The following is a 25,244-nucleotide window of genomic DNA, read 5'->3' as shown; positions in this document are numbered from 1 at the left end:
GACACCCGGCAGATCAGCGGCTGCCGAGATCCCCCACGGCGGCGAGGTCGCGAACCCCGGCCCGGCGGAAGACCTTGCCCGGGTTGAGCAGACCCGCCGGGTCGAGGGCGTCCTTGATGGCCCGGTGCACGTCGATCGCGACGGGGCCGATCTCCCGCTCCAGCCAGTCGACCTTGATCGCACCCACGCCGTGCTCGCCGGTGATCGTGCCGCCCAGCGACAGCCCCAGCTCGAGGATGTCGTCGAAGGCGGCGAAGGCCCGCTCGCGCTGGTCGGCGTCGGCCGGGTCGAAGCAGATCGTCGGGTGCATGTTCCCGTCGCCGGCGTGCCCCACCACGCCGATGGTGAGCGCGCGGGCGGCAGCGATCGCGTCGCAGCCGTCGAGGAACTGGGCGATCCGGGACCGGGGGACGGCGACGTCGTCGATCAGGGTGCTGCCCAGCTGCTCCAGCGCGGGGAGCGCCATCCGGCGGGCCTGCAGCAGGAGGTCGCCCTCGGTGGCGTCGTCGGTGGTGTGCACGAACTCCGCGCCGGCCTCGCGGCACAGCTGCGCCAGGGCCTCGATCTCCCGCGCGGCCGCCTCCCCGCCGGTGTCGGACTGCGCCAGCAGCAGCGCGTGCGCGGAACGGTCGAGGTCGGCCTTCAGCAGGTCGTCGACGGCGCAGATGCAGGTGTTGTCCATGACCTCGAGCAGGCTGGGCACCAGGCCGGTGGTGACCACGCGCTCGACGACCTCGCCGGTCTGCGCCGTCGTCGCGAAGGTGGCGGCGAGCGTGACCGGCCGCTGCGGCGCGGGGCGCAGCGCGAGCGTGGCCTCGGTGATGACGCCCAGCGTTCCCTCGGAGCCCACGAACAGCCGGGCCAGGTCGTAGCCGGCGACGCCCTTCACCGTTCGCCGTCCGGTTCGCAGCACCCGCCCGTCGGCGAGGACGACTTCGAGGCCGAGCACGTAGTCGGTGGTCACCCCGTACTTCACGCAGCACAGGCCGCCGGAGTTCGTGGAGAGGTTGCCGCCGATCGTGCACCAGTCGTAGCTGGAGGGGTCGGGGGGATAGAACAGGCCGGCGCCGGCGACCGCGTCGCGCAGCGACTTGTTCACCACGCCGGGCTGGACGACGGCCAGGCGGTCGGCGGGCGACACCTCCAGGACTGCGTCCATCCGGGTCATCACCAGCGTGATCGCGCCGTCGACGGCGTTGCTGGAGCCGGCCAGTCCGGAGCCCGCGCCGCGCGGGACCACCGGGACGCCGTGCCGGGAGGCCACCTGCATCACCGTGACGACGTCGGCGGTGCTGCGCGGGAACACGACGGCCGCGGGCGTGCCGGCCGGGGCGAGCATGGCCTGGTCACGGGCGTAGGGCGCCGTCACGTCGGGATCGAGGAGGACGCTGCCGGGGCCGAGCGCGTCCTGCAGCTCGCCCACCCACGCCGCCGTCACGGTGGTCACCGTCACACCGTAGGCGGTCCCGACGATGATCAGGTCAACGATGCGGTCAGTCCAGGCCGAGGTCGGCGAGGGTGAAGGCGGCGCGGTATTCGAAGCCGGCCTCCTCGACCGCCGCCCGCCCGCCTCGGTCGACGATCACGGCCACGCCGATGACCTCGGCGCCGGCCTCCTGCAGGGCCTCGGCCGCGGTGAGCGGGCTGCCGCCGGTGGTGGAGACGTCCTCCACCACGAGCACGGCGCGGCCCTCGACGTCGGGGCCCTCGATGCGGCGCTGCAGGCCGTGCGCCTTGCCGGCCTTCCGGACGACGCAGGCGTCGAGGAACCCCTCGCCGCCGGCCGCTGCGTGCAGCATCGCCGTCGCGACGGGGTCCGCCCCGAGGGTGAGGCCACCCACGACGTCGTAGCGCAGGTCACCGGTGAGCTGGCGCATCACGCGGCCGACGAGCGGGGCGCCCTCGTGGTGCAGCGTGAGCCGGCGCATGTCGATGTACCAGTCGGCCTCCCGCCCCGAGGAGAGCGTGACCTTCCCGTGCACCACGGCGAGCTCGACGATGAGTTCCAGCAGCCGGTCACGGTCGGGCAGAGTCGCGGGAGCCGTCATGCCACCGACCCTAGACACGGCCCCGCAGACGGCGCAGGGCCGCCGTCCGACCGGAGTCGGACGACGGCCCTGGGCCGGACCGATCAGGAGGCGGCGGGGGCCAGCACCTGGTCGATGATGTAGACGGTGGCGTTGGCCGTCTGCACGTTGCCGCAGATCACCGAGGCCTCCATGCCCACGACCGTGCCGTCGGCGGCGATGGAGAAGTCCTCACCGGAGCCCTCGATCGTCACCTCGTCGTTGTTCAGCGTGGTGTGCGTGCCGGCCAGCTCGTCGGGGGCCAGGCGGCCCGGGATGACGTGGTGGGTCAGCACCGTGGTCAGCTGCGGGGTGTCGGCCAGCAGCGCGTTGAGCGCGTCGGCGGGAACGGCCTCGAAGGCGGGGTTGGCCGGGGCCAGCACGGTGATGTCGTCGGTGGTGTTCAGCGTGTCGCCGAGGTTCGCGGCGGTCACGGCCTGCACCAGCGTGGACAGCGCCGGGTTGTTGCTGGCGGCGGTCGCGACCGGGTCGTCGGTCATCCCGGTGAAGCTGCCCTCGCCCTCGGCGGGAACCGCGGCACAGCCCTCTCCGAACGGCTCGTCGGAGGTCGGCATCGCGCTGCTCTCGGGGGCCTCGCTCTCGATGCTGGTGCTCGTGTCGGCGGCCGCGCCGGTGTCCTCGGCCGGCTCGTCCGAGCCGCAGGCGCTCAAGGTGATGGCGAGGGTGGAGACGGCGGTCATGAGGACGCCGCGGGTGAGGAGGTTGCTCTTCACGGTGATGGTGCTCCTTGTCCTGTCCGTGCGACCGCATTGTCGCGGGCGGGTGGTGCGCCGGCCCGCGGGAGCGGTCCGGAGTATCTCGCCACCGGCGGGTGCCGGGACGGGTCTGGGTCCGGCCGGGTGGCCGGGAAGGTGGGTCAGCCGGCGACCACCTGGATGGAGTGCCAACCGCTGGAGCCGGCGGGGAAGGGCGCCGCACGCTCCTCGGTCTGCACCTCGCCGTCGGCGCCGGTGGCGCGCACGGTGACCTGGTGCCGGCCGGGGGCGAAGTCGTAGGGAAGAACCCACTGACGCCACAGGTCGGCGTCGACCTGCGGGGAGAGCTCGGCCTCCGCCCAGTCCTCCTCGTCGACGCGCACCTCGACCCGGGAGATCCCCCGCGTCTGGGCCCACGCCATGCCGGCGATCGCCCGGCGGCCGGCCGGGAACTCGCGCAGCGGCGCAGGGGTGTCGATCCGGGAAGCGACCTTGATCGGACCCTCGGCCGCCCAGTCGCGCTCGGTCCAGTAGGCGTCGACGGCGTCGAAGGTCGTGGCATCGATGCGCACCAGCCACTTGCAGGCCGACACGTAGCCGTAGAGGCCGGGGATGATCATCCGCACCGGGAAGCCGTGCTCGACCGGGAGCGGCTCGCCGTTCATCCCGAAGGCCAGCATCGCGTCCTCGACCTCGAGGGCGTTGCGGGTCGGGGCGCCGATCGTCATGCCGTCCTCGGAGCGGCACAGCAACTGGTCGCTGCCGGAGCGGATGCCGTTCTCCTCCAGCAGCGCGGCCAGGGGGACCCCGATCCAGCGGGCGGTGCCGGCCAGTCCGCCGCCGACCTCGTTGGAGACGCAGGTCAGCGTGATGTCCCGCTCGATGAGGTCGTCGCGCTCGAACAGGTCGGCGAGCGTGTAGCTGCGCGGGGAGTCGAACATGCCGGCCATCTCCAGCCGGTAGTCGGCGGGCCGGATGCGCGGAACGGTGATCGCGGTGTCGACCCGGTAGAACTCGCCGTTGTCGGTGAACAGCGGGGTCAGGCCGTCGATCTCGTCGGAGAGGTCGGCCCCCGGGGGCAGCGGCTCGGCGGGCGAAGCCGGGGCCGGCAGGGCGAGGGCGGCCCGGTCGCCGGCGACGTCGAAGCGCTGCTGGAGCAGCCGGCCACCGCCGCCGGTCACCGCAGCCGCACCGAGGGCGACCCCGCTGGTGAGGAAGAAGCGGCGGCGGTCGAGACCGGCACCCTTGCGGTCGCCGGAGCCGAGGACCTCGCGCAGTCTCTCGACGATGCGCTCGTCGGCGTGATCACCGGGCGCGGGGGGCGGCTGCTCGGCCGGTGGGACCACCGCCACGGTGAGGGGGGCCAGGAGCGCGAGCAGGGCGGCGATGCCGGCCGCCGCGCCGAGCAGGGACGGGAGCGCGTCGAGCGGTCCGCCCGCGGGGCGGGTGAGGGCCGCGAGGACGCCGATGGCGCCGAAGAGCGCGATCCCGAGGACGCCGAGCCGCCGGTTGCGCAGCCCGACCAGGCCGACGGCCAGCGCGTAGAGGGCGATCGCCACGAGGGTCCCGACGACCAGCGCGATCTTGTCGTTCTCGCCGAAGGTCCGGATCGCGAAGGCCTTGACCGCCTCCGGAGTGAGCGTGATGGCCGCGTCGCCGACGGCGATCACCGGCGACGAGGCGGGACCGACGAACCCGGCGACCAGTTCCGCGACGCCGAGGGCGACCGCCGCGGCCAGCAGGCCGGCCAGCGCGGCGAGGACGCGGCGGCCCCGGGGGCGCTCGGGTCGCTCGTCCGGTGCGAGGGCCGGAGTCTGTGTGGACGTGGTCACGCCCTGTCTTCGGGCACCGCCCCGGATCCGGATTCGATTCGGCGAAGAATTGTCTGGTGCACAACCGGTCCGCGCCGTTCGGCATGCCTGCCAGGGGCTTCTGCCACGCTGGCGCCGTGCCGATCGATCAGTCCCCCGCCGAAGGGCAGGCCGCGCGCCCCGTGGTGCCGCCGTCCGTACGCGTCGCCGTCATCACGATGGGCGTGCTCGCCGCGCTGCTGCTCACCAACGCCGCACTGCTCTGGTACGGCTACGACTCCGCCGTCGACCGCATCGCCCGGGAGGCGGACGTCGCCCGCGACGAGGCCCGGCAGTTCGTGCTGATGTCCCTGATCCCCAACCTGGTGCTCGGCCTGCTGCTGACCCTGTCGGCCTGGTTCCTCCCCCGGCGCCGCCCCTGGGCCCGGTGGACGGGGCTGGCCGCCAGCGGCCTGCTCGCACTGCTGACGCTGTTCCAGGTGGTCGTCACCGCCGGCATCACGGTCGCCTCGCTGTTGGTCCTGGTGCTCTCGGTCGCGGCCGTCACGAGCCTGCTGGCACGCACGACCGGCGCCTGGATGCCCACGCTGCGCACCCCGGCCTGAGGGGCGTCGCCGGCGGCGCCACGTACACGTGGCACCGCCGGTGACGATCGGTCAGCCCTGGCCGTTCGCCCGCTGCCAGCCGCGGTAGCGGTACCACTCGTTGGACGGCTTGAGCGCCAGCGCCACGATGCCGACCGCCGTGAGGATCAGCGAGAACCAGCCCAGCGAGGTGAGGAAGCCGGTGCTCTGGCCGGTGCCCGCCCCGAGGCCCAGCAGCCCGAACAGGACACTGAGACCGCCGAGGACCCAGATCACGATCCGTGCCCAGTTGCGGCCCTGCCAGGCGAACCAGATGAAGAGGGCCTGCAGCCCCAGGATGATCAGCGTGATGACGACGCCGATGACGATGCCCGTCCGGACGAGGTCCTCGGTGATCGCGGCATCGGTGGACTCCAGCATCGACTGCTCGATCAGACCCTCCATGTCGGAGAAGGTCACGATCGACTGGATGAGCCCGAGCACGAGGCTGGCCACCAGGGCACCGATGCCGACGCGCACCGTGGTCGGCCGCTCCATCGGGGTGGGCGCGCCGTAGCCGGTCGGCGCCGACGGCGCCGGGGCGTACCCGGGGTACTGCTCGCCGTACGGCGGCTGGCCCTGGGACGGCTGGCCGTACGGCGGCTGCCCGTACGGCGGTTGCCCCTGGGGCGGCTGGCCGTACGGAGGCTGGGACGGCGGGGGGTTCCACCCCTGCGGCGGACCGCCCTGCCCCTGCTCGCCGGGGTCCCCGTAGGGACCGCTCTGTCCTGACGTCATCTTCCGCCTCCCGTTGGTACCGGTTCCTCGTGATCATGGTGGACACCCGGGGCAGCGGCCAGCGACCCGGCGCGTGTCGTCGCCCGGTCGTGTCACGGTCCGGCCAGGGACCACCGGCTCAGCCGCGGGTGACGCTCAGTCCGCCGTCGCCGTCGGCCACGTCCGCCGGCCGGTCGACGACGACCTCGTCGCCGTCGCGGATGTCGCCGGCCAGCAGCGCCTTGGCCAGCCGGTCGCCGATCGCCGACTGCACCAGCCGCCGCAGCGGACGGGCGCCGTAGACGGGGTCGAACCCGCCCAGCGCCAGCCACTCCTTCGCCGCATCGGTGACCCGCAGGGTGAGCCGCCGAGCGGCGAGCCGCCGCGCCAGGACGCCGACCTGGATGTCGACGATCCCGGTCAGCTCCTCGCTGCCGAGGGCCCGGAAGACCACGACGTCGTCGAGCCGGTTGAGGAACTCCGGCTTGAAGTGCGTCCGGACGACGCTCATCACGGCCTCGCGCCGACGTTCCTCGGGGACCGACTGGTCGGCGATCAGCTGCGAACCCAGGTTCGACGTCAGGATCAGGATGGTGTTGCGGAAGTCGACCGTGCGGCCCTGACCGTCGGTGAGCCGGCCGTCGTCGAGCACCTGGAGCAGCACGTCGAACACGTCCGGGTGGGCCTTCTCCACCTCGTCGAGCAGGACGACGGTGTACGGACGCCGCCGCACCGCCTCGGTGAGCTGGCCGCCCGCCTCGTACCCGACGTATCCGGGCGGCGCGCCGACCAGCCGGGCCACCGAGTGCTTCTCCGAGTACTCGCTCATGTCGATGCGGACCATGGCCCGCTCGTCGTCGAACAGGAACTCCGCGAGCGCCTTGGCCAGCTCGGTCTTGCCGACACCGGTCGGACCGAGGAAGAGGAAGGAACCGGTCGGCCGATCGGGATCGGAGACCCCGGAGCGGGCCCGGCGCACCGCGTCGGACACCGCCCGGACGGCGTCGGGCTGACCCACGACGCGAGCGGCCAGCCCGTCCTCCATGCGCAGCAGCTTGTGGGTCTCGCCCTCGAGCAGCCGGCCCGCGGGGATGCCGGTCCAGGCCTGGACGACCTCGGCGATGTCGTCGGGGCCGACCTCCTCCTTGAGCATGGAGTCGCCGCTGGCCACGGAGTCCTCGGCCGAGGTCAGCGACCGCTCCAGCTCGGGCAGGCGGCCGTAGCGCAGCTCGGCGGCCCGTGCGAGGTCGCCGTCGCGCTCGGCCCGCTCGGCCTCCGTGCGGACGGACTCGAGCTCCTCCTTGATCCGCTGGATGCGCTCGATGGCGGTCTTGTCCTGCTGCCAGCGGAAGGTGAGCTCGGCCAGCTCCTGCCGGCGATTGGCGAGCTCCTCGCGGAGTGCGGCCAGCCGCTCCATCGAGGAGGCGTCGTCCTCCTTGGACAGCGCCATCTCCTCGATCTCCATCCGGCGGACGGCGCGCTCCACCTCGTCGACCTCGACCGGCCGGCTGTCGATCTCCATCCGGAGCCGGCTGGCGGCCTCGTCCACGAGGTCGATCGCCTTGTCGGGGAGGAAACGGGCCGTGACGTAGCGGTCCGACAGCGTGGCGGCCGCGACGATCGCCGTGTCGGTGATGCGGACACCGTGGTGCACCTCGTAGCGCTCCTTGAGCCCGCGCAGGATGCCGATGGTGTCCTCGACGCTCGGCTCGCCGACGAAGACCTGCTGGAAGCGGCGCTCGAGCGCGGCGTCCTTCTCGATGTGCTCGCGGAACTCGTCGAGCGTCGTCGCGCCGACCATCCGCAGCTCACCGCGGGCGAGCATCGGCTTGATCATGTTGCCGGCGTCCATGGCGGAGTCGCCGGTGGCGCCGGCGCCGACGATCGTGTGCAACTCGTCGATGAACGTGACGATCTGCCCCTCGGCGTCGGTGATCTCCTGGAGCACGGCCTTGAGCCGCTCCTCGAACTCGCCGCGGTACTTGGCGCCGGCGACCATCGAGCCGAGGTCCAGCGCCATCAGGCGCTTGCCCTTCAAACTCTCCGGGACGTCACCGGCCACCATCCGCTGGGCCAGGCCCTCGACGATGGCCGTCTTGCCGACGCCGGGCTCGCCGATGAGCACCGGGTTGTTCTTCGTGCGCCGGGAGAGCACCTGGACGACCCGCCGGATCTCGGTGTCCCGGCCGATGACCGGGTCGATCTTGCCGTCCCGAGCTCGCTGGGTGAGGTCGACGGCGTACTTCTCCAGCGCCTGGAAGGTGCCCTCGGGGTCCGGCGTCGTGACCTTGCGGTTGCCCCGGACCGTGCGGAAGGCGGCCAGCAGCGTGTCGCGGGTCGCACCCGACCCGGTCAGGACGTCCCCGGCGTCACCGTCGGAGCCGGCGAGCCCGACCAGCAGGTGCTCGGTGGAGATGTACTCGTCACCGAGGGCGCCGGCCTGCTCGCCGGCGTCGTTGATGACCCGGAGCAGTTCCCGGGACGGCGACGGGGCGGGCACGGTGGCCCCGCTGACGCTGGGCATGCGGCGCAGCGCCGCCTCGGCCTTCGCCCGGACGTCGACCGGGTCGGCGCCGACGGCGGTGAGCAGCGGGCCGGCGATGCCGTCGGACTGCTCCAGCAGCGCGGCGAGGAGGTGCAGCGGCTCGAGCGCCGCCTGGCCGCGGGCGACGGCGAGGCGCTGCGCCGCTGCGATGGCCTCCTGCGAGCGGGTCGTGAGCTTGCTCTCCATGGTCGGGGACGCTCTTCCTCTCGTGGCTCGGATGACCGCCGGACGGGACCCCGGCAGCGCGTGGCGACCAGTGCAACGACGGCGAAGTTGAGTCTGTTCCGCTCAACCTAGCCGGGTCCGACCCCCTCGCCGGATGTGCCCCCGCCGAGCGAGGAACTGTGCGGCCGTCGTGGCAGACGCGCTGGTGCGACCTAGACTCAGGACATGACCGCTCTGCCGGCACCGAGTGTGGCGCTCGACGACCAGCTGTGCTTCGCGCTGTACGCCGCTTCCCGGGCAGTGACGGCGCGCTACCGGCCGATGCTCGACGCCCTCGGCCTGACCTATCCCCAGTACCTCGTCATGATGCTGCTCTGGGAGTCCGACCACCAGACCGTCGGGCAGCTCGGTTCCCGCCTGGCCCTCGACAGCGGCACCCTGTCCCCGCTGCTCAAGCGGCTGACCGCCGCGGGACTGGTCACCCGGCACCGCCGGGTCGAGGACGAGCGCTCGGTCGCCATCGCGCTGACCGACGAGGGCCGCGCCCTCCGCGAGAAGGCGTTCGCGATCTCCGAGAAGATGATCGGCGCCATCGGCTTCGACAGCGGAGAGTTCGACGAGCTCATGCAGCGGCTGCGTCTGCTGACCGAGCGGGTCAACCGCGGGGAAGCCGTCTGCTGAATGCGTTGAGCCCGCAGCTCACCGGGTAGGGGCTGGTCGACGCGCCGTCCAGGAGCTGGCGGCGCCCGGCACGGAAGAGGCCTCATGCCTACTCGCACCGCACGCACCGCCTGGAACGGCACCCTGCAGGAGGGCTCCGGCCAGGTCGAGCTCTCCAGCTCCAAGGTCGGCACCTACGAGGTGTCCTTCCCCAAGCGCGCCGCGGAGGAGGCCGGGGGAACCACCAGCCCCGAGGAGCTCATCGCTGCCGCGCATTCCTCCTGCTTCGCGATGGCCCTGTCCAGCGAGATCGGCAAGGCCGGCGGCACCCCGCAGGCCCTCGAGGTGACCGCGGACGTGACCCTCGGGCAGAAGGACGGCGCCCCCCACATCACGGGGATCACGCTCACCGTCCGCGGCGAGGTCGACGGCCTCGACGCGGCCGGGTTCGAACAGGCCGCACAGGCGGCGAAGGTCGGCTGCCCGGTCAGCAAGGCCCTGGCCGGCACCGAGATCACCCTCGACGCCGCACTCGACCAGTAGCCCGCCGTGGGCATAGGTACCTTCACCTGCGCATCGCAGCGCCAGAACGCAGGTGAAGGTTCCAATGCCTGAGAGGGAGGGCGGCGTCAGCCGGGCGGGTGGAGGCCCGTGGGACGGCTCGCACCGAAGTCAGGAGCCCGTCGCCTCGCGGGCCTCGCCGAGCTGGTTCAGCCGGGCGAGCAACTCCGCCAGCTGGGCGACATCGGCCGGCGGCCAGTCGCCCAGGTCGGACTCCCAGCGGGCCCGGCGCACCTCACGGATCCGGGACAGGCGGGCCGAGCCCTCGGCCGACGGCGTCAGCACCTGGGCCCGCCCGTCGACGGGGTCGGCCGCGCGGTCGACGAGTCCCAGATCGACCAGGTGGGCCACCTGGCGGCTGACCGTGCTCTTGTCCAGGCCCAGCCGGGTCACGAGGTCGCTGGCCCGCAACGGGCCGGAGTCCTGGAGCAGCGCCAAGAGACCGTACGCCGCGCCGTCGAGGTCGGGATGCAGCTCGCCGGCCAGGCGGGTGGAGATGGCGCGGGCCCGGCGCAGCAGCAGACCGACCTCGCGCTCCAGCCGGACGAAGGCCTCATGGGCATCGCCGGCGCGCGGGTCGCCGTCGTCCGACCAACCGGTCACCGATCGCTCCGCGGCCGCCAGACGACCAGCGCCGAACTCTGCCTGCTCCGGGGCACGAGGTCGCGCCGGTACCCGGCGGGGACGGCGGCCTCGGCCGCCATGAGTCGGGCCTCGGACAGGTCGAGCGCCTCCAGCAGTTCGCGCACCCGGGCCTGCAACGCCTCGACCTGCGACTCGAGGTCGATGATCCGCTTGATCCCGGCCAGGTTGACGCCGTCCTCCTGCGAGAGGCGCTGCACCTCACGGAGGAGGGCGACGTCCCGCGGGCTGTACCGGCGGCCACCGCCGGGCGTCCGGCCGGGGCTGACCAGCCCGAGCCGGTCGTACTGGCGCAGCGTCTGCGCGTGCATGCCGGCCAGCTGCGCCGCCACGGAGATGACGAACACCGGAGCGTCCTCGGCGACGGCGCGGACGCCGTCGTGGGAGCTGCTCACCGCTCACCTCCCGCCTGCACCGCGGCGGTGATCTGCGGGCGCGGGTCCTCGGCCATCTCCTCGGCGAGGTTCTCGATGACCTTGCGCTGCGCGGGGGTCAGCCGGGAGGGCACCGCCACCTCCAGGGTGACGAGCAGGTCGCCGGAGCGACCCTTGCCGTGCACGCCCCGCCCCCGGACGCGCAGGGTGCGCCCGCTGGCGGTACCGGCCGGCACCTTGAGCGAGACGTTCCCGTCGAGCGTCGGCACGGTCAGCGTCGTCCCGAGAGCGGCCTCGGCGAAGGTGATCGGCACGGTGAGCGTCAGATCCTCGCCCTTGCGCCCCAACAGCTCGTGCTCGGAGACGTGGACCACGACGAAGAGGTCGCCCGCCGGCCCGCCCCGTCGTCCCGGCGCGCCCTTGCCGGCCAGCCGGATGCGCTGGCCGTCCTTGACCCCCGCCGGGATGCGGACGGTGATCGTGCGGGTCTGGGTCGTGACGCCGTTGCCGGCGCAGGTCGGGCACGGGTCGTCGACGACCGAGCCGGTGCCGCGGCAGTTGCGGCAGGGCTCGGAGAAGGCAAAGGCCCCCTGGCTCCGGCTGGTCACACCGGCGCCCTGGCAGACCGGGCAGGTGTGCGGGCTCGTACCCGGCTTGGCGCCGCTGCCGGCGCAGGTCGGGCAGGTGCCCGGGCTCTGCATCCGCAGCGGGACGGTCACACCGAGGGCCGCCTCGTCGAAGGAAAGCGTGGCCTCGGTCTCGACGTCCTGACCGCGGGCGGGGCCGGACGCGGCCTGGCTGCGGGCGCGCGCGCCACCCCCGGCCGCACCGCCGAACAGCCCGCCGAGGATGTCGCCGAGCCCGCCGGCACCGCGGCCACCGGCCGGCCCGGCGCCGCCCGCGGCGCCGAACAGGTCACCGAGGTCGAACGGCTGGCCGCCGCCCCCGCCCGGGAACCCGCCGGGGAAGCCGCCCGGCCGGCCGCCGCCCCCGAACAGCCGGCGGGCCTCGTCGTACTCGGTCCGCCGCTTGGTGTCCGACAGCACGTCGTAGGCCTCGGAGACGTCCTTGAACCGCGCCTCGGCCTCGGCGTTGCCCGGGTTCTTGTCCGGGTGCAGCTCCTGCGCCAGCTTGCGGTAGGCCTTCTTGATCGCCGACGCATCGGCGTCCTTGGGGACGCCCAATGCGGCGTAGTAGTCCTTCTCGATGAAGTCCCGGGTGCTCATCGGGCGCCCCCTCTCTGGATCAGTCGGACGCCGGAGCGCTGGTCTCGTCCGTGGCGGTCGGCGCCGCCGGCGCGGCCGGTGCCGGGTTCTCCGGCTCGCTGACACCGACCATCGCCGTCCGCAGGACCCGGTCACCGCGTCGGAAACCCTGCCGCAGCACCGTGGTGGCGGTCGGGACCGCGACCTCCGGCGACGTGTCGTGCAGGACCGCCTCGTGCAGCGACGGGTCGAACGGGTCGCCGGCCGTGCCGAACGCCTCGACCCCGAGGCCCTCGAGCAGGCCCAGGACCCGGTCGGCCACGACCTTGAAGGCACCGGTCAGGTCCCCGTGGTCACGGGCCCGCTCGATGTCGTCGACGATCGGGAACAGCTGCAGCGCGAACCGCTCGGCCGCCTGGTCGACGACCAGGGTGCGATCGCGGTCGACCCGGCGCCGGTAGTTGGCGTACTCGGCGGTGACCCGCTGCAGGTCCTCGGTCCGCTCGGCCAGCTGCTTCTCCAGGTCCCCACCGGGCGGCGGGGCTTCGGGCTGGCTCGGCGTCGGCTCCTCGACGACCGGCGTCTCGTGCTCGCTCATCTGTTCCTCTCGGGAGGCTGCATCTGGGGTGTGCGCAGCGGGGGCGGCGGCATCGGGGGTGGTGCCGGCCGGCTGGTCGCCGGCCGGCACCCGGACCGCTCCGGTCATCGGATCGATGCGCCGCTTGTCGCGGATCACGACCCGCGGCGCATCCTCGTCCCGCGTCGTCACGACCGCTTGTCGGTGTCCTCGTCGACGATCTCGGCGTCGACGACGTCGTCGTCAGCGGTCGGGGAGGACGCGCCACCCTCGCCGGCCTCGGCACCGGGCGCACCCTCGGCACCGGCCTCGGCGTTCTGGGCGTAGAGCGCGCCGCCGACCTCCTGGGAGACTCGGGCGACCTTCTCCTGCGCCGTCTTGATGGCCTCGATGTCGGAGCCACCCAGCGCGCTTCGCAGGTCGGTCAGCGCCTCGCCGAGCTCGTCCTTCTTCTCGGCCGGGATCTTGTCGCCGTTCTCGGCCAGGAACTTCTCGGTCTGGTACTGCAGCGACTCGGCCAGGTTGCGGGTCTCGGCCTCCTCGCGGCGCTTCTTGTCCTCCTCGGCGTGCGCCTCGGCGTCCTTCATCATCCGCTCGATGTCGTCCTTGGGCAGCGCCGAGCCGCCGGTGATGGTCATCGACTGCTCCTTGCCCGTGCCGAGGTCCTTGGCGTGGACGTGGACGATGCCGTTGGCGTCGATGTCGAAGGCGACCTCGATCTGCGGGACGCCGCGCGGCGCCGGAGGCAGACCGGTCAGCTCGAACATGCCGAGCTTCTTGTTGTAGGCGGCCATCTCGCGCTCGCCCTGGAAGACCTGGATCTGCACGGACGGCTGGTTGTCGTCGGCCGTCGTGAAGATCTCGCTGCGCTTGGTCGGGATCGTGGTGTTGCGCTCGATGAGCTTGGTCATGATCCCGCCCTTGGTCTCGATGCCCAGGGACAGCGGGGTGACGTCGAGGAGCAGGACGTCCTTGACCTCACCGCGGAGGACGCCGGCCTGAAGCGCAGCGCCGATCGCCACGACCTCGTCGGGGTTGACACCCTTGTTGGGCTCCTTGCCGCCGGTCAGCTCCTTCACCAGGTCGCTGACGGCCGGCATGCGGGTCGATCCACCCACGAGGACGACGTGGTCGATCTGGCCCACGGAGATGCCGGCGTCCCGGATCGCCTGGTTGAACGGCGCGCGGGCACGGTCGAGGAGGTCCTGCGTCATCCGCTGGAACTCGGCGCGGGTGATCGTGACGTCCAGGTGCAGGGGACCCTCGGCGCCGGCGGTGATGTAGGGCAGGTTGATGTTGGCCGACTGCGCGCCGGACAGCTCGATCTTGGCCTTCTCGGCGGCCTCGCGGAGACGCTGCAGGGCCAGCTTGTCCTTCGACAGGTCGATGCCGTTGGAGGCGTTGAAGGTCTTGACCAGGTGGTCCATGACCTTCTGGTCCCAGTCGTCACCACCGAGGTGGTTGTCACCGGCGGTGGCCTTCACCTCGATGACGCCGTCCCCGATCTCGAGCAGGGAGACGTCGAAGGTGCCACCACCGAGGTCGAAGACGAGGATCGTCTGCTCGGTCTCGCCCTTGTCCAGGCCGTAGGCCAGCGCGGCCGCCGTCGGCTCGTTGACGATGCGCAGGACGTTGAGGCCGGCGATCTCACCGGCCTCCTTGGTGGCCTGGCGCTGGGCGTCCTCGAAGTAGGCCGGGACGGTGATGACGGCGTCGGTGACCGGCTCGCCCAGGTAGGTCTCGGCGTCCCGCTTGAGCTTCTGCAGGACCCGGGCGCTGATCTCCTGCGGGGTGTACTGCTTGCCGTCGATGTCGGCGGACTTCCAGGTGGTGCCCATCTCACGCTTGACGCTGCGGATGGTGCGGTCGACGTTGGTGACCGCCTGGTTCTTCGCCGACTGGCCGACGAGGACCTCGCCGTTCTTGGCGAAGGCGACGACGGACGGGGTGGTGCGCGAACCCTCGGAGTTCGCGATGACCGTCGGCTCGCCGCCCTCCAGGACGGTGACGACGGAGTTGGTGGTGCCGAGGTCGATACCGACCGCTCGTGCCATGGGGATGGCCTCTCTTCCGTTCGTGTGCGGGGTGGTCTACCGGGAAGTCGAGCGCCTTGCGCGAGGTCCACTCAACTTTCCTGCCCACCCTAACGGCAGGGCTTCTGGCGGTGTTCCCGGGGCCGACCGCCTTCTCCCGACACCCTCCCCCATCGGTCACCCGCGCCGTATGGCACTCCTCCCCGCGGCACACGACGCGGATCACGACCACACCGCGCGGACGAGCAGCGAAGGACGGCGGACGAGGGCCGGGCCCATCCACAGCGACCGTCACGCCCACCCACGAGGGGGCGCGAGGCTCCACACTTCCGCCGTGCACCCCATCCTGCGCGCCCGAGCGGACCAGCAGCTGGGCCTGTTCACCGCGGTCGACGCCCGAGAGGCCGGATACGAGCACGCTGAGGTCCGGAGGCTGTGCCGGTCGGGGACCTGGGTGCGACTGCGCCGCGGCATCTACACGACGCCGGATGCGCTCGACCGCGCCCGATCGGCATCTGCACGCCACCGGATCGACTGCCTCGCCGTGGTTCTCGAGCTGGGGCGGCCCACCACTGTCGCGAGTCACGCATCCGCCGCACGACTGCACGGCCTGCCGCTCCGGCGGGACATCGCCGGCACCGTTCGCCTGACCGATGCCGATGTCTGGCGCCGGGGCCGAGGATTTCTCTTGAAGCAGGCTCCGCTCCGCATCGGTGAGATCCAGCGGAGCGGGCCCCTGAGAGTGACGTCAGCGGCCCGCACCCTCATCGACTGCGCCCGCGAGTGGGGCCTCGACGACAGCGTCGTGGCGATGGACGCCGCGCTTCTCTCGCGGAAACTCACCGGCGGCGAGCTGCGGAGCGCCGCTGCGGCCGCGCGATCCTGGCCCGGCGGACTGAACGCGGTCCGAGCCGTGTCCCTTGCCGACGGCCGGGCGGAGTCGCCGCTGGAGACCCGTGGCCGGCTGCGGATCCTCGGCGCCGGACTGCCCACCCCGGAGCTCCAGGTGGAGATCCGGACAGGCGGACGCCTCGTGGCCGTCGTCGACGCCTGGTTCGAGGAGGCGGCCGTCGCGGTCGAGTTCGACGGGCAGGTCAAGTACACCGACCCGTGGCGCGGACAATCCCCGGAGCGGGCGCTCTGGGAGGAGAAACGGCGCGAGGACGAGCTGCGAGGCCTGGACATCCGCGTCGTCCGGATCGCCGACGCCGATCTCGGTCCACCGTGGGCGCGCCTCGAGACCCGCCTCCGGGAACTCGTCTCGACCGCAGGCCCGACGAGACGCCGATTCAGCGCGACCGCACGCGATCTGGGACGTCGCCGGGCCGGGTGACCACCGTCGTCCGCGTCGGAAGGCGGTCCTCCTCGCGGCACACCGGGAGGACGACGACCACACCGCGCGGACGACTACGGGCTCACGGCGCCGGCGACGAGAACTGCGGCAGAGGGAGCTCCGGCCGCAGCAGCTCCGCGTCGCACTGGCTCGTCGGCACGGGGCTGCCGTCGATGCCCAGCGCGTTCGGCTCCAGCGCCCGGTCGAGCTCGTAGGTCTGGGGGAAGGACCACGAGACCGGTCCGCCGTCCGCTGCGCGCGGGGGCTCGAGCACCCGCCGGCAACCGTCCGCCCACCACTCCTGGAAGCCCACCTGCAGCGGCCGGCCGTCCTGGTCGTAGAGCAGCACGCCCTCCAAGGGCGTGCCGTCGGCCGCGTACGGGAGCACGTCGGTCACCGGCCCGTAGCGCGAGAGCAGCGGGTACTCGCCGACCGCCTGCTCCGGCGGGGAGAAACCGGCCGCGTCCAGGTTCGCCCCGCGGGAGACCTCGGACCTGTCCCACGCCACGAAGGTGAAGAACAGGAGGACGACACCGGCCGCCGCGACGAGCACCCCCCACGGGCGGAGCAGCCGTCGTCGGCCCAGCGCCACGGACCCGGCGACCGCCGCGAGGACGAGCACGGCGCCGAGCAGGTGATCGTCCAGCGGCGCGGGCACCGGGAAGTCGCTCACCCCGTCCCGTTCGTGCAGGCAGGGCAGCAGGACCACCAGGTAGCCGTGCAGCACCCACCACGCCGGTCGCAACTCGCCGAGCAGGCGACGCATCTCGCGCGCGGTCCGGGCGACGTGGGGCGAGGACAGGACACCCTCGAGCCGTTCGCGCAGTCCGACGGTCTCGGGCCGGGCGCTGCTCCCGCGAGGAGGCAGGCCGGCGGCGGCCCGGAGATCAGCGGCGTAGTCGGCCGGCGGGCCCAGGCGGACGGCGACCGGACGGTCGTCGTCCTCCTGCGCGAGAGCCTCGAGGTGGAGCGCGAGGTCCTCCAGCAGCGCGCTGCGGTCCTCCGCGGGCAGATCGGCGAGCTCGTGCTCGACCGCCGCGAGGTAGTCCTGGGTCTGCCGGGTCACCGCGGAGTCGGTCGCCGTGGTCATGCCGCCACCCCCGGGCCGGCCAGGAGAGCGTCGACGGTGTCGGCGAACGTCCTCCACGTCTTGGTCGAGTCCTCGAGCACCGTGCGCCCCCTGTCGTTGATCGCGTAGTACTTGCGGTGCGGTCCCTCGTCGCTCGGGACGACGTAGGAGGTCAGCGCCCCGGCCTGGTAGAGGCGGCGGAGCGTGCCGTACACCGACGCGTCACCCACCTCGTCGAGCCCGGCGTTGCGCAACCGGCGCACGACGTCGTAGCCGTAGCCGTCGGCATCGCGCACGACGGCGAGCACGGCCACGTCGAGCACGCCCTTGAGCAGCTGACTGGCGTCCACTGCCGCACCTCCACGTCCCGTTCCGCTGTGGCGGAGCGAACGGTACTGCACGATGCGCAGTAGTACGGGCGGGCGAGAACCGGTGTGTCGGCGCCGAGTGCGACGGGGGGCCCCGCGGTTCCGCCGTCCTCACCCTCGGATCACCGTCCCCGGGATGCAGCCCGAGGACGGCGGCCCGGAGCCGGCGACGGCGATCAGGAACGGAGCCACGAGCCGCCGGTGGGCAGGACGCCCGCGGGCGCCGGCGATCTCTGGGCGCGGCGCCCATGGTTACCGGCGAGTAGCCTCGCAGCGCGCCAGCTATCGTGCGACCCAGTGCGGGACAGCAGTGCCCGCATGCGATCCGCCCCCCGGCTCCGGCCGGTGCGGACGACGGCTCGCGCACCACCTGGTGCCCCCGCCGCCGCAGGGCGGACGGGAGTCGGCCGACGCCGTCAGGCGTACGCGGGAGGAAGAGAATGACGGGCCCGTTGCAGATCGTCCTCGGCACGATCAGCGTCCTGTTCCTGATCGTCTCGTCGGTGATGGCCTATCGGGCCGTCCGGGCGATGGTGCGGATCATCCGCACCGGTCAGCCCGACGGCACGCGGTTCGGCCCGGTGAAGAACCGGCTGAAGACGCTCGCGATCGAGTCGCTGGGCCACACCCGGATGCTCAAGTGGTCGGCCATCGGCGCCGCCCACTGGTTCGTCTTCGTCGGCTTCTACGGCCTCTTCCTCACCCTGGTCGAGGCGTTCGGCGAGGTCTGGAACCCGGCCTTCCACCTGCCGATCATCGGCGAGTGGTTCCTGTGGAACCTTTTCGCCGACCTCATCGGCACCGGCACGATCCTCGGGATCCTCTACCTGATCTACCGGCGCCAGAAGGACCACCCGCGCCGCCAGGGCCGGAAGAGCCGCTTCGCCGGCACCAACGAGGGCCGCGGCTACTTCGTCGAGGCCGTCGTCCTCACCGTCGGCGTCGCCATCCTGCTGATCCGCGCCCTGAAGGTCTCCTCCGACCTGACCGACGCCCCCGCCTGGTCGCACCCGGTCTCCGGCGCCCTGGCCACGGTCCTGCCCGACAGCCCCGACCTGCTCACGGTCGTCGCCTTCGTCAAGATCGTGGTGAGCCTGACCTGGCTGGTCGTCATCAGCCGGATCCTGAACATGGGCGTCGCCTGGCACCGGTTCAGCGCCTTCTTCAACATCTACTTCAAGCGCGAGGACGACGGCAGCGTCGCCCTCGGCCCGCTGCAGCCGATGACCAGCGGCGGCAAGCCCATCGACTTCGAGGATCCGGGCGAGGACGATGTCTTCGGCCGCGGCAAGATCGAGGACTTCACCTGGAAGGGGATGCTGGACTTCACCACCTGCACCGAGTGCGGGCGGTGCCAGAGCCAGTGCCCGGCCTGGAACACCGGCAAGCCGCTCAGCCCCAAGATGGTGATCATGGATCTTCGCGATCACCTCTACGCGAAGGCCCCCTACCTCCTCGGTGAGAAGACCGCGTCCGAGACCGCACCGGACTACGACGTCCTCAAGCCCAGCGACGAGCAGGTCTGGGCCTCCGGGTACGCCCGCATCGAGGGCACCAACGACGCCCAGGCCCACCGCCCGCTGGTCGGCACGCTCGAGGAGGGCGGGGTCATCGACCCCGACGTCCTGTGGAGCTGCACCAGCTGCGGCGCCTGCGTCGAGCAGTGCCCGGTCGACATCGAGCACGTCGACCACATCATGGACATGCGCCGCTACCAGGTGCTGATCGAGTCGAGCTTCCCCTCCGAGGCCGGCGTGATGCTGAAGAATCTCGAGAACCGCGGCAACCCCTGGGGCATGGGGGGCAACGTCCGCGAGGACTGGATCAAGGAGCTCGACTTCGAGGTGACGGTTGCCGACGGCCCGCTCGACTACGACATCGAGTACCTGTTCTGGGTCGGCTGCGCCGGCGCCATCGACGACCGTGCCAAGAAGGTCACCAAGGCCGTCGCCGAGCTGCTCAACATCGCCGGCGTCGAGTTCGCCGTCCTCGGCAACGGGGAGAGCTGCTCGGGCGACCCGGCCCGCCGCATGGGCAACGAGTTCCTGTTCCAGATGCTGGCGCAGCAGAACGTCGAGACCCTCGACGGCGTCTTCGAGGGTCGCGTGCCCGGGATGCGCAAGATCGTCGCCACCTGCCCGCACTGCTTCAACTCCCTCGGCAGGGAGTACCCGCAGCTCGAGGGCCACTACGAGGTCGTGCACCACACGCAGCTGCTCGGTCAGCTGATCGAGGAGGGCCGGCTCACGCCCGTCACGCCGGTCGATCGCAAGGTGACCTACCACGACCCGTGCTTCCTGGGCCGGCACAACAAGGTCTACACGCCTCCGCGGGAGATCCTCGACTCCGTCCAGGGCCTCTCCACCCAGGAGATGCACCGCTGCAAGGACCGCGGCTTCTGCTGCGGCGCCGGCGGCGCGCGCATGTGGATGGAGGAGAAGATCGGCAAGCGGATCAACATGGAGCGCACCGAGGAGGCCCTCGAGCTCGACCCCGACGTCATCTCCACGGCCTGCCCGTTCTGCATCACGATGCTGAGCGACGCGCTGACATCCAAGAAGCAGAACGGCGAGGCGGGCGAGCACGTCGAGGTCCTCGACGTCAGCCAGATCCTGCTGCGCTCGATGACCCCGGTCGCCGTCGGGGCACAGGGCGCCGAGTCCGGTCCCGACGTCGGGACGGCGGTCGACGACGTCGCCGGCAACCGTTCCGCGGCGACGGAGCACGGCCCGACCGCCTGAGAAAGGACCTCCTCGCCCCCCACCGCTCGCAAGCTCGCGGCGGGCCCCTGCGAGGAGGCCGAGAACGGCGGCGCGCGTCTCCCTCGGGAGCGCGCGCCGTCGTCGTTCCGGCCCCGGAAAGATCGTTACGCCGGCTCACGACCCGGGGGACGACGGACGGCGCGGATGGAGGACGATCCTCCGGTGACCCGCACCGCTCCTCCGTCCGAGACGAGCCATCGCCGGGGTCTCGCGCTGATCGCCGTCGCGATCGTCCTGACCGGGCTGAACCTGCGGACGGCGGTCACGAGCGTCGGCCCGGTGCTCGAGGAGATCGAGAACGGCCTCGGCATCTCCAGCGGGCTCGCGGGCCTGATCACCTCCATGCCGGTGCTGTGCTTCGCCGCCATCGGTTTCGCCGGGCCGGCGCTGTCGGCCCGGTTCCGCGACTCCCACGTGCTGGCCGGGGCACTGTCCGCGATGGCGGCGGGACTCGTCCTGCGCAGCCTCGCCGGCGAATTTTCCCTGTTCCTCGCCGGCACGGTGGTGGCCATGGTGGGCGGGGCGCTGGGCAACGTCCTGCTGCCCAGCCTGGTGAAGCGGTACTTCCCCGGGCGCACGGGACTGCTCGTGGGCGCCTACAGCACCGCCCTGGGCCTGGGCGGCGCGTCCGCGGCCGTCGCCGCCCAGCCGATCGCCGACGCGGCCGGCGGAGGGGGCTGGCGCTGGGCACTCGGGGTGTGGGCGGTCCCGGCACTGGTCGCCGCGGCCGCGTGGCTCGGGATCCGGGCCACGCCCGGCGCCTCACGGAGCACGCACACCGCCGTCCGCATGCGGGCGCTGGTGCACAGCAGGACGGCGCTGGCCCTGACGGTGTTCTTCGGCGTCCAGGCACTGCAGGCCTACATCGTCATCGGCTGGTCGGCCCAGTACCTGCGCGACTCGGGACTGAGCGCGGCGACGGCCGGCCTGCTGCTCGGCCTGAACTCCGTCGTCGGGCTTCCGCTCAGCGCGGTGATCCCGTCCCTGACCGTGCGCCCACGCCTGCAGCGGCCCCTGCTCGTCGCGTTCGTCGTCGCCTACGTGGTCGGCTGGCTGGGCCTGTGGCGGTCACCGACGACGGCGCCCTGGCTCTGGATGACCCTCATCGCCGTGGGCATGGGCACCTTCGCGATGGTGCTCACCCTCATCGGGCTGCGGGCCCGCACCCCGGAGACGACCGCTGCCCTGTCCACCGTCGTCCAGGGCTGGGGCTACGTCCTCGCGGGGTTCGGACCCTTGCTGGTCGGCGTCCTGCGCGGCGTCACCGGCGGCTACACCGGAATGTTCGTCCTGGTATTGGCGGGCGTCGCCGTGCTGGCCGTGGCCGGCTGGTTCGCCACCCGGCAGGTGTACGTGGACGACGAGGTGGACCGGCCCGTCCCGGGTGGATCCCCGACCGGCACGGACGTGCTGGAGTCGGCGGGGGCCGAGGCGCCGGTCATCGCCCACGTCAGCTCGGACACCGCGCCGCCGCGCGGCTAGGGACGCAGCGCCGCGGCGCGGCTAGGGACGCCGCGTCTCCGCGCGGCTGAAGTTCCGGTAGGAGCGGGACGGCGTCGGGCCGCGCTGGTCCTGGTAGCGGGAGCCGTAGACGGCCGAGCCGTACGGGTGCTCCGACGGGCTGGTCAGCCGGAACAGGCAGAGCTGGCCGATCTTCATCCCCGGCCAGAGCGTGATCGGCAGGTTCGCCACGTTCGAGAGCTCCAGGGTGATGTGCCCGGAGAAGCCCGGGTCGACGAAGCCGGCCGTCGAATGGGTGAGCAATCCGAGACGGCCTAGGCTCGATTTTCCCTCGAGCCTCGCGGCCAGGTCGTCGGGGATGCTCACGACTTCCAGCGTCGACCCGAGCACGAACTCCCCCGGGTGCAGCACGAAGGGCTCGTCCCCGACGGGCTCGACCAGGGTGGTGAGGTCGTCCTGCTGCTGGGCCGGGTCGATGTGGGTGTACCGGGCGTTGTTGAACACCCGGAAGAACCGGTCCAGCCGGACGTCGATGCTCGAGGGCTGCACCAGCGCCTTGTCGTAGGGCTCGATCCCGAGGCGGCCCTCGGCGATCGCGGCCGTGATGTCGCGGTCGCTCAGCAGCATGGCGCGGAGTCTAGGGACCGCCGTCCTCACTCCTCCGGGCGAACCTCCGGTCAGGCCTCTCAACCGCCGTCCCGGACGCGCCGTTGGAGCCGGGAAGACGCAGGTCCGCCCCCGTGCACGGGGGCGGGCGCCACCGGACGGTCCGGCGGGAAGACGTCCGGGAGACAGCATGAAGAGCAAGCGGGTCCAGGCGATGGTCCTGGCAACGGCTGCCGTCGCCGGCTACGGGGGCGCTGCGGCCTTCTCCGCAGTGGCTGCCCCGGCCCTGCCGGTCATCACCGACTGGGGGCCGGGCGACGGCCTCACCCGCTACGTGCTCACCGCCACCTCCGGGACGACGTCGCCGGAGCTGCTGGCCGGTCTCGGGGGCGTCGACGGCGTCGTCAGCGCCCAGACGCTGTCCGACGGCCGCGCGCTCGTCGCCACCGACGGCCTCGTCCCGCAGGACCTGGCCGCCGTCAGCGGCGTCTCGGCGGTCGAGCTCTCCCCGCAGGTCCCGGTCGCCGCCACGGTCACCGACCCCTTCTTCCCCTCCTACGGCTGGCACCTGGAGAACACCGGCACCAACGCCTACGGGCAGAGCCCCGTGGTCGCGGACGCCGACGTCGACGCCGCCGAGGGCTGGGACACCGGCACCGGCGACGGGATGATCGTCGCCGTCGTCGACTCCGGCTTCGACTCCGACCACCCCGACCTCGCCGGCTCGCTCTGGGTCAACCCCGACGAGTCCTGCGGGTCCGCGGACACCGACGGCAACGGCAAGGCCGGCGACTGCCACGGCTGGAACTGGTACACCAACAGCGCCGACATCGACAACGGCAGCTACGGCAGCCACGGCGCGTCCGTCTCGGGCACGGTGGGGGCGCGCGCGGGCAACGGCGAGGGCCTGGCCGGCGTGGCACCGGACGTCACGATCATGCCGCTGGTCATCGGCGGCGGGAGCACCGTGGACGTGCTGGCGGGCGCCGAGGCGATCCGCTATGCCGTCGACCACGGCGCCGACGTCATCAACGCCTCCTGGGGCGGGTACATCTCCGGTTATGCGCTGGACGCGCTCCGGTCGGCGGTCGCCTACGCGGCGGCGCACGACGTGCTCGTGGTGGCCGCGGCCGGCAACGACAGCGGCAACCGCGACACCAACCTCGTGTACCCGGCGAGCCTCCCCGACTGGAACCTCGTCACCGTCGGCTCCTCGACCGCCGGCGACACGGTCAGCTCCTTCTCCGGCTACGGCGCGGCATCGGTCGACCTGTTCGCCCCGGGCTCCCGGGTCGTCGTCACCTCCAACACCGGCGGCTACGCCCTGGCGGACGGCACCTCGTTCTCCTCCCCCATCGTCGCCGCCGCGGTCGCCCTGTACCGCGAGGCGATGCCGACCGCGACGGCGGCCGAGATCAAGCGCGCCCTGCTGGCCGACGTCGACCCGAAGCCGGCCTTCACCGGCAAGTCGGTCACCGGCGGCCGGCTCAGCCTCGCCCGGCTGTCCGCCGTCGCCGAGGAGAAGGCGACCTACGCCTTCGCCTCCATGACCGCACCGGCCGGCGTGGTCACCCCGGCCATCGGGGTCACGGGCCCGACCACGGCAGGTGACTACGAGGTCGTCCTGGGGCTCGGCATGGAGTACGGCGGCTCGATCTGGGCGCTGTCGGACAAGCCGGTGACCCTGGACGGGGTCACCGTGACCACCGACGACGCCGGCGACGCGGTGTTCCCGCTCGGCACCCTCGCCGGGCTGGACGGCGTGGGTCTCTCGCCCAGCATGGAGCTCGGCGACGGCCGCTACGTCCTCACCGTCCAGACCCTCCGCGACGGCAGCCCGGTCGGCCGCATGTACGCCGCTCCGCTGCTGGTGGGCACCGCCGTGCCCGTTCCGGGGACACCGGGCGGATCGACGCCGGGCAGCGCTCCCGGCGGGTCGGCTCCCGACGGGTCGACGCCGGGTGGGAGCACCCCCGGCGCCACCACGCCGCCCGGTACCGACACCACCCCGACCTCGCCGGGCGGGGGCACCGCCCCGGGCGACCCGGGCACCGGGGACTCCGGCGCCAGCACGCCGGGCGGCTCGGGTGGCGGCTCGGGTGGCGGAACCGCCCCCGGGACTACGCCGGGCACCGCACCCGGGACCACGCCGGGCGCCTCCCCGGACAGCGGCTCGGACGGCTCCGACCCGGGGACCGGCACGCCGTCCGCGCCCCTCGCGCCGACGGCGCCCGGCGGCACGTCGCCCGGCTCGGGTCCGACGCCGGACACCTCCAACCCGGACACCTCCACCCCTGGCGGCTCGACGCCCGGCGGTTCGACGCCCGGCGGACCGGTCCCCGGGACCACGACCTACCCCTCGGTCGGCGAGTTCCGGATCACCTCGCTCAGCCCGAACGTGGTGGATGTCGCCGGCGGCACGATCGTCACCATCACCGGCGAGGCGCTGCCGGCCGGCCCCTCGGTGCGCATCGGCGACACGGCCGCCGCGACGGTGATCCGCGCGACGACCACCGAGGTGACCTTCCGGGTTCCTGCGCGGGTGGCCGGTGTCTACGACGTGTCGGTCTTCGCCCCCGACGGCCGGTCCACGGTGCTGAGCGACGCGCTCACCTACGCGGCCACCGTCGGCACCGCGCCCGACGGGTCGGGCAGCACGCCGGGTGGTTCCACGCCGGGCGGCACGTCGCCCGGGGACAGCGCGCCGGGTGGGAGCACGCCGGGTGGCGCCACCCCGGACGACGGGGCGTCGGACAGCGGCTCGACGCCCGACACCTCGCCGGTCGTGCAGTCCGGACCCGCGGGTGAGCGGCTGGTCAGCTCGGCGAAGTTCGGCCGGCTCGGCTCGATCTGGTCGACCGACTGCTCGTCGTCCTGTACCGGGGTCGCGATCTGACCCCGCCCCGAGCTGCTGCGCCCCGTCCGACTTCCCCATGCGGACGGGGCGCAG

At 72.7% G+C, this 25,244-nt stretch carries 21 protein-coding genes; 7 read left to right on the top strand and 14 right to left on the bottom strand.

Annotation, left to right across the window (positions count from 1 at the left end; genetic code table 11):
• Nucleotides 1-13: 13 nt before the first annotated feature.
• The 4 genes from FHU33_RS02110 to FHU33_RS02095 all read right to left on the bottom strand — a co-directional run bounded on the left by FHU33_RS02110 (nucleotide 14) and on the right by FHU33_RS02095 (nucleotide 4,614).
• Nucleotides 14-1,447: an FAD-binding oxidoreductase gene (locus FHU33_RS02110; protein WP_211354975.1), complete on the bottom strand. Its 1,434-nt coding sequence runs from the start codon at nucleotides 1,445-1,447 to the stop codon at nucleotides 14-16.
• Between the two features lie 46 nt (nucleotides 1,448-1,493).
• A complete protein-coding gene (pyrE, locus tag FHU33_RS02105; protein WP_211354974.1) occupies nucleotides 1,494-2,048 on the bottom strand; it encodes an orotate phosphoribosyltransferase in 555 nt (184 codons plus the stop codon).
• Nucleotides 2,049-2,131: 83 nt separating this feature from the next.
• On the bottom strand, nucleotides 2,132-2,800 hold the full coding sequence (locus FHU33_RS02100; RefSeq protein ID WP_246063217.1) for a fasciclin domain-containing protein: 669 nt from the start codon (nucleotides 2,798-2,800) through the stop codon (nucleotides 2,132-2,134).
• Nucleotides 2,801-2,943: 143 nt separating this feature from the next.
• The gene (locus FHU33_RS02095) at nucleotides 2,944-4,614 is read right to left on the bottom strand and encodes a molybdopterin-dependent oxidoreductase (RefSeq protein ID WP_142023859.1); all 1,671 of its coding nucleotides are present in this window, start codon (nucleotides 4,612-4,614) and stop codon (nucleotides 2,944-2,946) included.
• Between the two features lie 116 nt (nucleotides 4,615-4,730).
• On the opposite strand from FHU33_RS02095, the gene FHU33_RS02090 reads away from it, so the two are divergent.
• Nucleotides 4,731-5,198, top strand: coding sequence for a hypothetical protein (locus tag FHU33_RS02090; protein WP_142023858.1), 468 nt, complete (start codon nucleotides 4,731-4,733; stop codon nucleotides 5,196-5,198).
• A gap of 51 nt (nucleotides 5,199-5,249) precedes the next feature.
• Here the strand turns inward: FHU33_RS02090 and FHU33_RS24750 are convergent, their stop codons facing one another.
• Both FHU33_RS24750 and clpB read right to left on the bottom strand, forming a co-directional pair.
• Complete coding sequence (locus FHU33_RS24750) at nucleotides 5,250-5,954, bottom strand: hypothetical protein (protein ID WP_170182292.1); 705 nt, start codon at nucleotides 5,952-5,954, stop codon at nucleotides 5,250-5,252.
• Nucleotides 5,955-6,072: 118 nt separating this feature from the next.
• Nucleotides 6,073-8,664 carry an ATP-dependent chaperone ClpB gene (gene clpB, locus FHU33_RS02080; protein WP_142023857.1) on the bottom strand — a complete coding sequence of 864 codons (2,592 nt, stop codon included), beginning with the start codon at nucleotides 8,662-8,664 and terminating at the stop codon, nucleotides 6,073-6,075.
• Between the two features lie 204 nt (nucleotides 8,665-8,868).
• Between clpB and FHU33_RS02075 the strand changes: the two genes are divergently transcribed.
• Together FHU33_RS02075 and FHU33_RS02070 are read left to right on the top strand one after the other, a co-directional pair.
• Nucleotides 8,869-9,324 carry a MarR family winged helix-turn-helix transcriptional regulator gene (locus FHU33_RS02075; protein ID WP_142023856.1) on the top strand — a complete coding sequence of 152 codons (456 nt, stop codon included), beginning with the start codon at nucleotides 8,869-8,871 and terminating at the stop codon, nucleotides 9,322-9,324.
• Between the two features lie 84 nt (nucleotides 9,325-9,408).
• Nucleotides 9,409-9,846, top strand: a complete 438-nt coding sequence (locus FHU33_RS02070; RefSeq protein WP_142023855.1) for an OsmC family peroxiredoxin — start codon at nucleotides 9,409-9,411, stop codon at nucleotides 9,844-9,846.
• Nucleotides 9,847-9,975: 129 nt separating this feature from the next.
• On the opposite strand, the gene FHU33_RS02065 is transcribed toward FHU33_RS02070, so the two are convergent.
• From FHU33_RS02065 to dnaK, 5 genes are read right to left on the bottom strand one after another with little or no spacing between them, the layout of a single operon-like run.
• On the bottom strand, nucleotides 9,976-10,467 hold the full coding sequence (locus FHU33_RS02065) for a MarR family winged helix-turn-helix transcriptional regulator (RefSeq protein ID WP_142023854.1): 492 nt from the start codon (nucleotides 10,465-10,467) through the stop codon (nucleotides 9,976-9,978).
• The gene (locus FHU33_RS02060; RefSeq protein ID WP_246063216.1) at nucleotides 10,464-10,901 is read right to left on the bottom strand and encodes a heat shock protein transcriptional repressor HspR; all 438 of its coding nucleotides are present in this window, start codon (nucleotides 10,899-10,901) and stop codon (nucleotides 10,464-10,466) included. Before FHU33_RS02060 ends, FHU33_RS02065 begins: the two co-directional genes overlap by 4 nt.
• Entirely contained in the window at nucleotides 10,898-12,106 is a 1,209-nt protein-coding gene (gene dnaJ / locus FHU33_RS02055; RefSeq protein WP_142023853.1) for a molecular chaperone DnaJ, read from the bottom strand. Before dnaJ ends, FHU33_RS02060 begins: the two co-directional genes overlap by 4 nt.
• A gap of 19 nt (nucleotides 12,107-12,125) precedes the next feature.
• On the bottom strand, nucleotides 12,126-12,854 hold the full coding sequence (gene grpE, locus FHU33_RS02050; RefSeq protein ID WP_142023852.1) for a nucleotide exchange factor GrpE: 729 nt from the start codon (nucleotides 12,852-12,854) through the stop codon (nucleotides 12,126-12,128).
• The gene (gene dnaK / locus FHU33_RS02045; RefSeq protein ID WP_142023851.1) at nucleotides 12,851-14,716 is read right to left on the bottom strand and encodes a molecular chaperone DnaK; all 1,866 of its coding nucleotides are present in this window, start codon (nucleotides 14,714-14,716) and stop codon (nucleotides 12,851-12,853) included. Before dnaK ends, grpE begins: the two co-directional genes overlap by 4 nt.
• Before the next feature lie 313 nt (nucleotides 14,717-15,029).
• Here dnaK and FHU33_RS02040 point away from each other — a divergent pair, with 313 nt between their 5' ends.
• Nucleotides 15,030-16,028: a type IV toxin-antitoxin system AbiEi family antitoxin domain-containing protein gene (locus FHU33_RS02040; RefSeq protein ID WP_142023850.1), complete on the top strand. Its 999-nt coding sequence runs from the start codon at nucleotides 15,030-15,032 to the stop codon at nucleotides 16,026-16,028.
• 82 nt (nucleotides 16,029-16,110) lie between these two features.
• Here the strand turns inward: FHU33_RS02040 and FHU33_RS02035 are convergent, their stop codons facing one another.
• Nucleotides 16,111-17,118: a DUF1700 domain-containing protein gene (locus FHU33_RS02035; protein WP_142023849.1), complete on the bottom strand. Its 1,008-nt coding sequence runs from the start codon at nucleotides 17,116-17,118 to the stop codon at nucleotides 16,111-16,113.
• Nucleotides 17,115-17,447, bottom strand: a complete 333-nt coding sequence (locus FHU33_RS02030) for a PadR family transcriptional regulator (protein WP_142023848.1) — start codon at nucleotides 17,445-17,447, stop codon at nucleotides 17,115-17,117. Before FHU33_RS02030 ends, FHU33_RS02035 begins: the two co-directional genes overlap by 4 nt.
• A 458-nt stretch (nucleotides 17,448-17,905) precedes the next feature.
• Between FHU33_RS02030 and FHU33_RS02025 the strand changes: the two genes are divergently transcribed.
• Both FHU33_RS02025 and FHU33_RS02020 read left to right on the top strand, forming a co-directional pair.
• Nucleotides 17,906-20,206 (top strand): heterodisulfide reductase-related iron-sulfur binding cluster, encoded by a 2,301-nt coding sequence (locus tag FHU33_RS02025; protein WP_142023847.1) that lies wholly within the window; start codon nucleotides 17,906-17,908, stop codon nucleotides 20,204-20,206.
• A gap of 183 nt (nucleotides 20,207-20,389) precedes the next feature.
• A complete protein-coding gene (locus tag FHU33_RS02020) occupies nucleotides 20,390-21,709 on the top strand; it encodes an MFS transporter (RefSeq protein ID WP_142023846.1) in 1,320 nt (439 codons plus the stop codon).
• Between the two features lie 21 nt (nucleotides 21,710-21,730).
• Here FHU33_RS02020 and dcd read toward each other — a convergent pair whose 3' ends face one another.
• Nucleotides 21,731-22,315 (bottom strand): dCTP deaminase, encoded by a 585-nt coding sequence (dcd, locus tag FHU33_RS02015; RefSeq protein WP_142023845.1) that lies wholly within the window; start codon nucleotides 22,313-22,315, stop codon nucleotides 21,731-21,733.
• 169 nt (nucleotides 22,316-22,484) lie between these two features.
• Here dcd and FHU33_RS02010 point away from each other — a divergent pair, with 169 nt between their 5' ends.
• Nucleotides 22,485-25,190: a S8 family serine peptidase gene (locus FHU33_RS02010; protein WP_170182291.1), complete on the top strand. Its 2,706-nt coding sequence runs from the start codon at nucleotides 22,485-22,487 to the stop codon at nucleotides 25,188-25,190.
• Nucleotides 25,191-25,244: the final 54 nt, after the last annotated feature.

This window comes from Blastococcus colisei, assembly GCF_006717095.1.
Taxonomy (GTDB): Bacteria; Actinomycetota; Actinomycetes; order Mycobacteriales; family Geodermatophilaceae; genus Blastococcus_B; species Blastococcus_B colisei.
The sequence above is the reverse complement of the archived record's forward strand: the minus strand, read 5'-3'. Positions and strand labels throughout refer to the sequence as shown.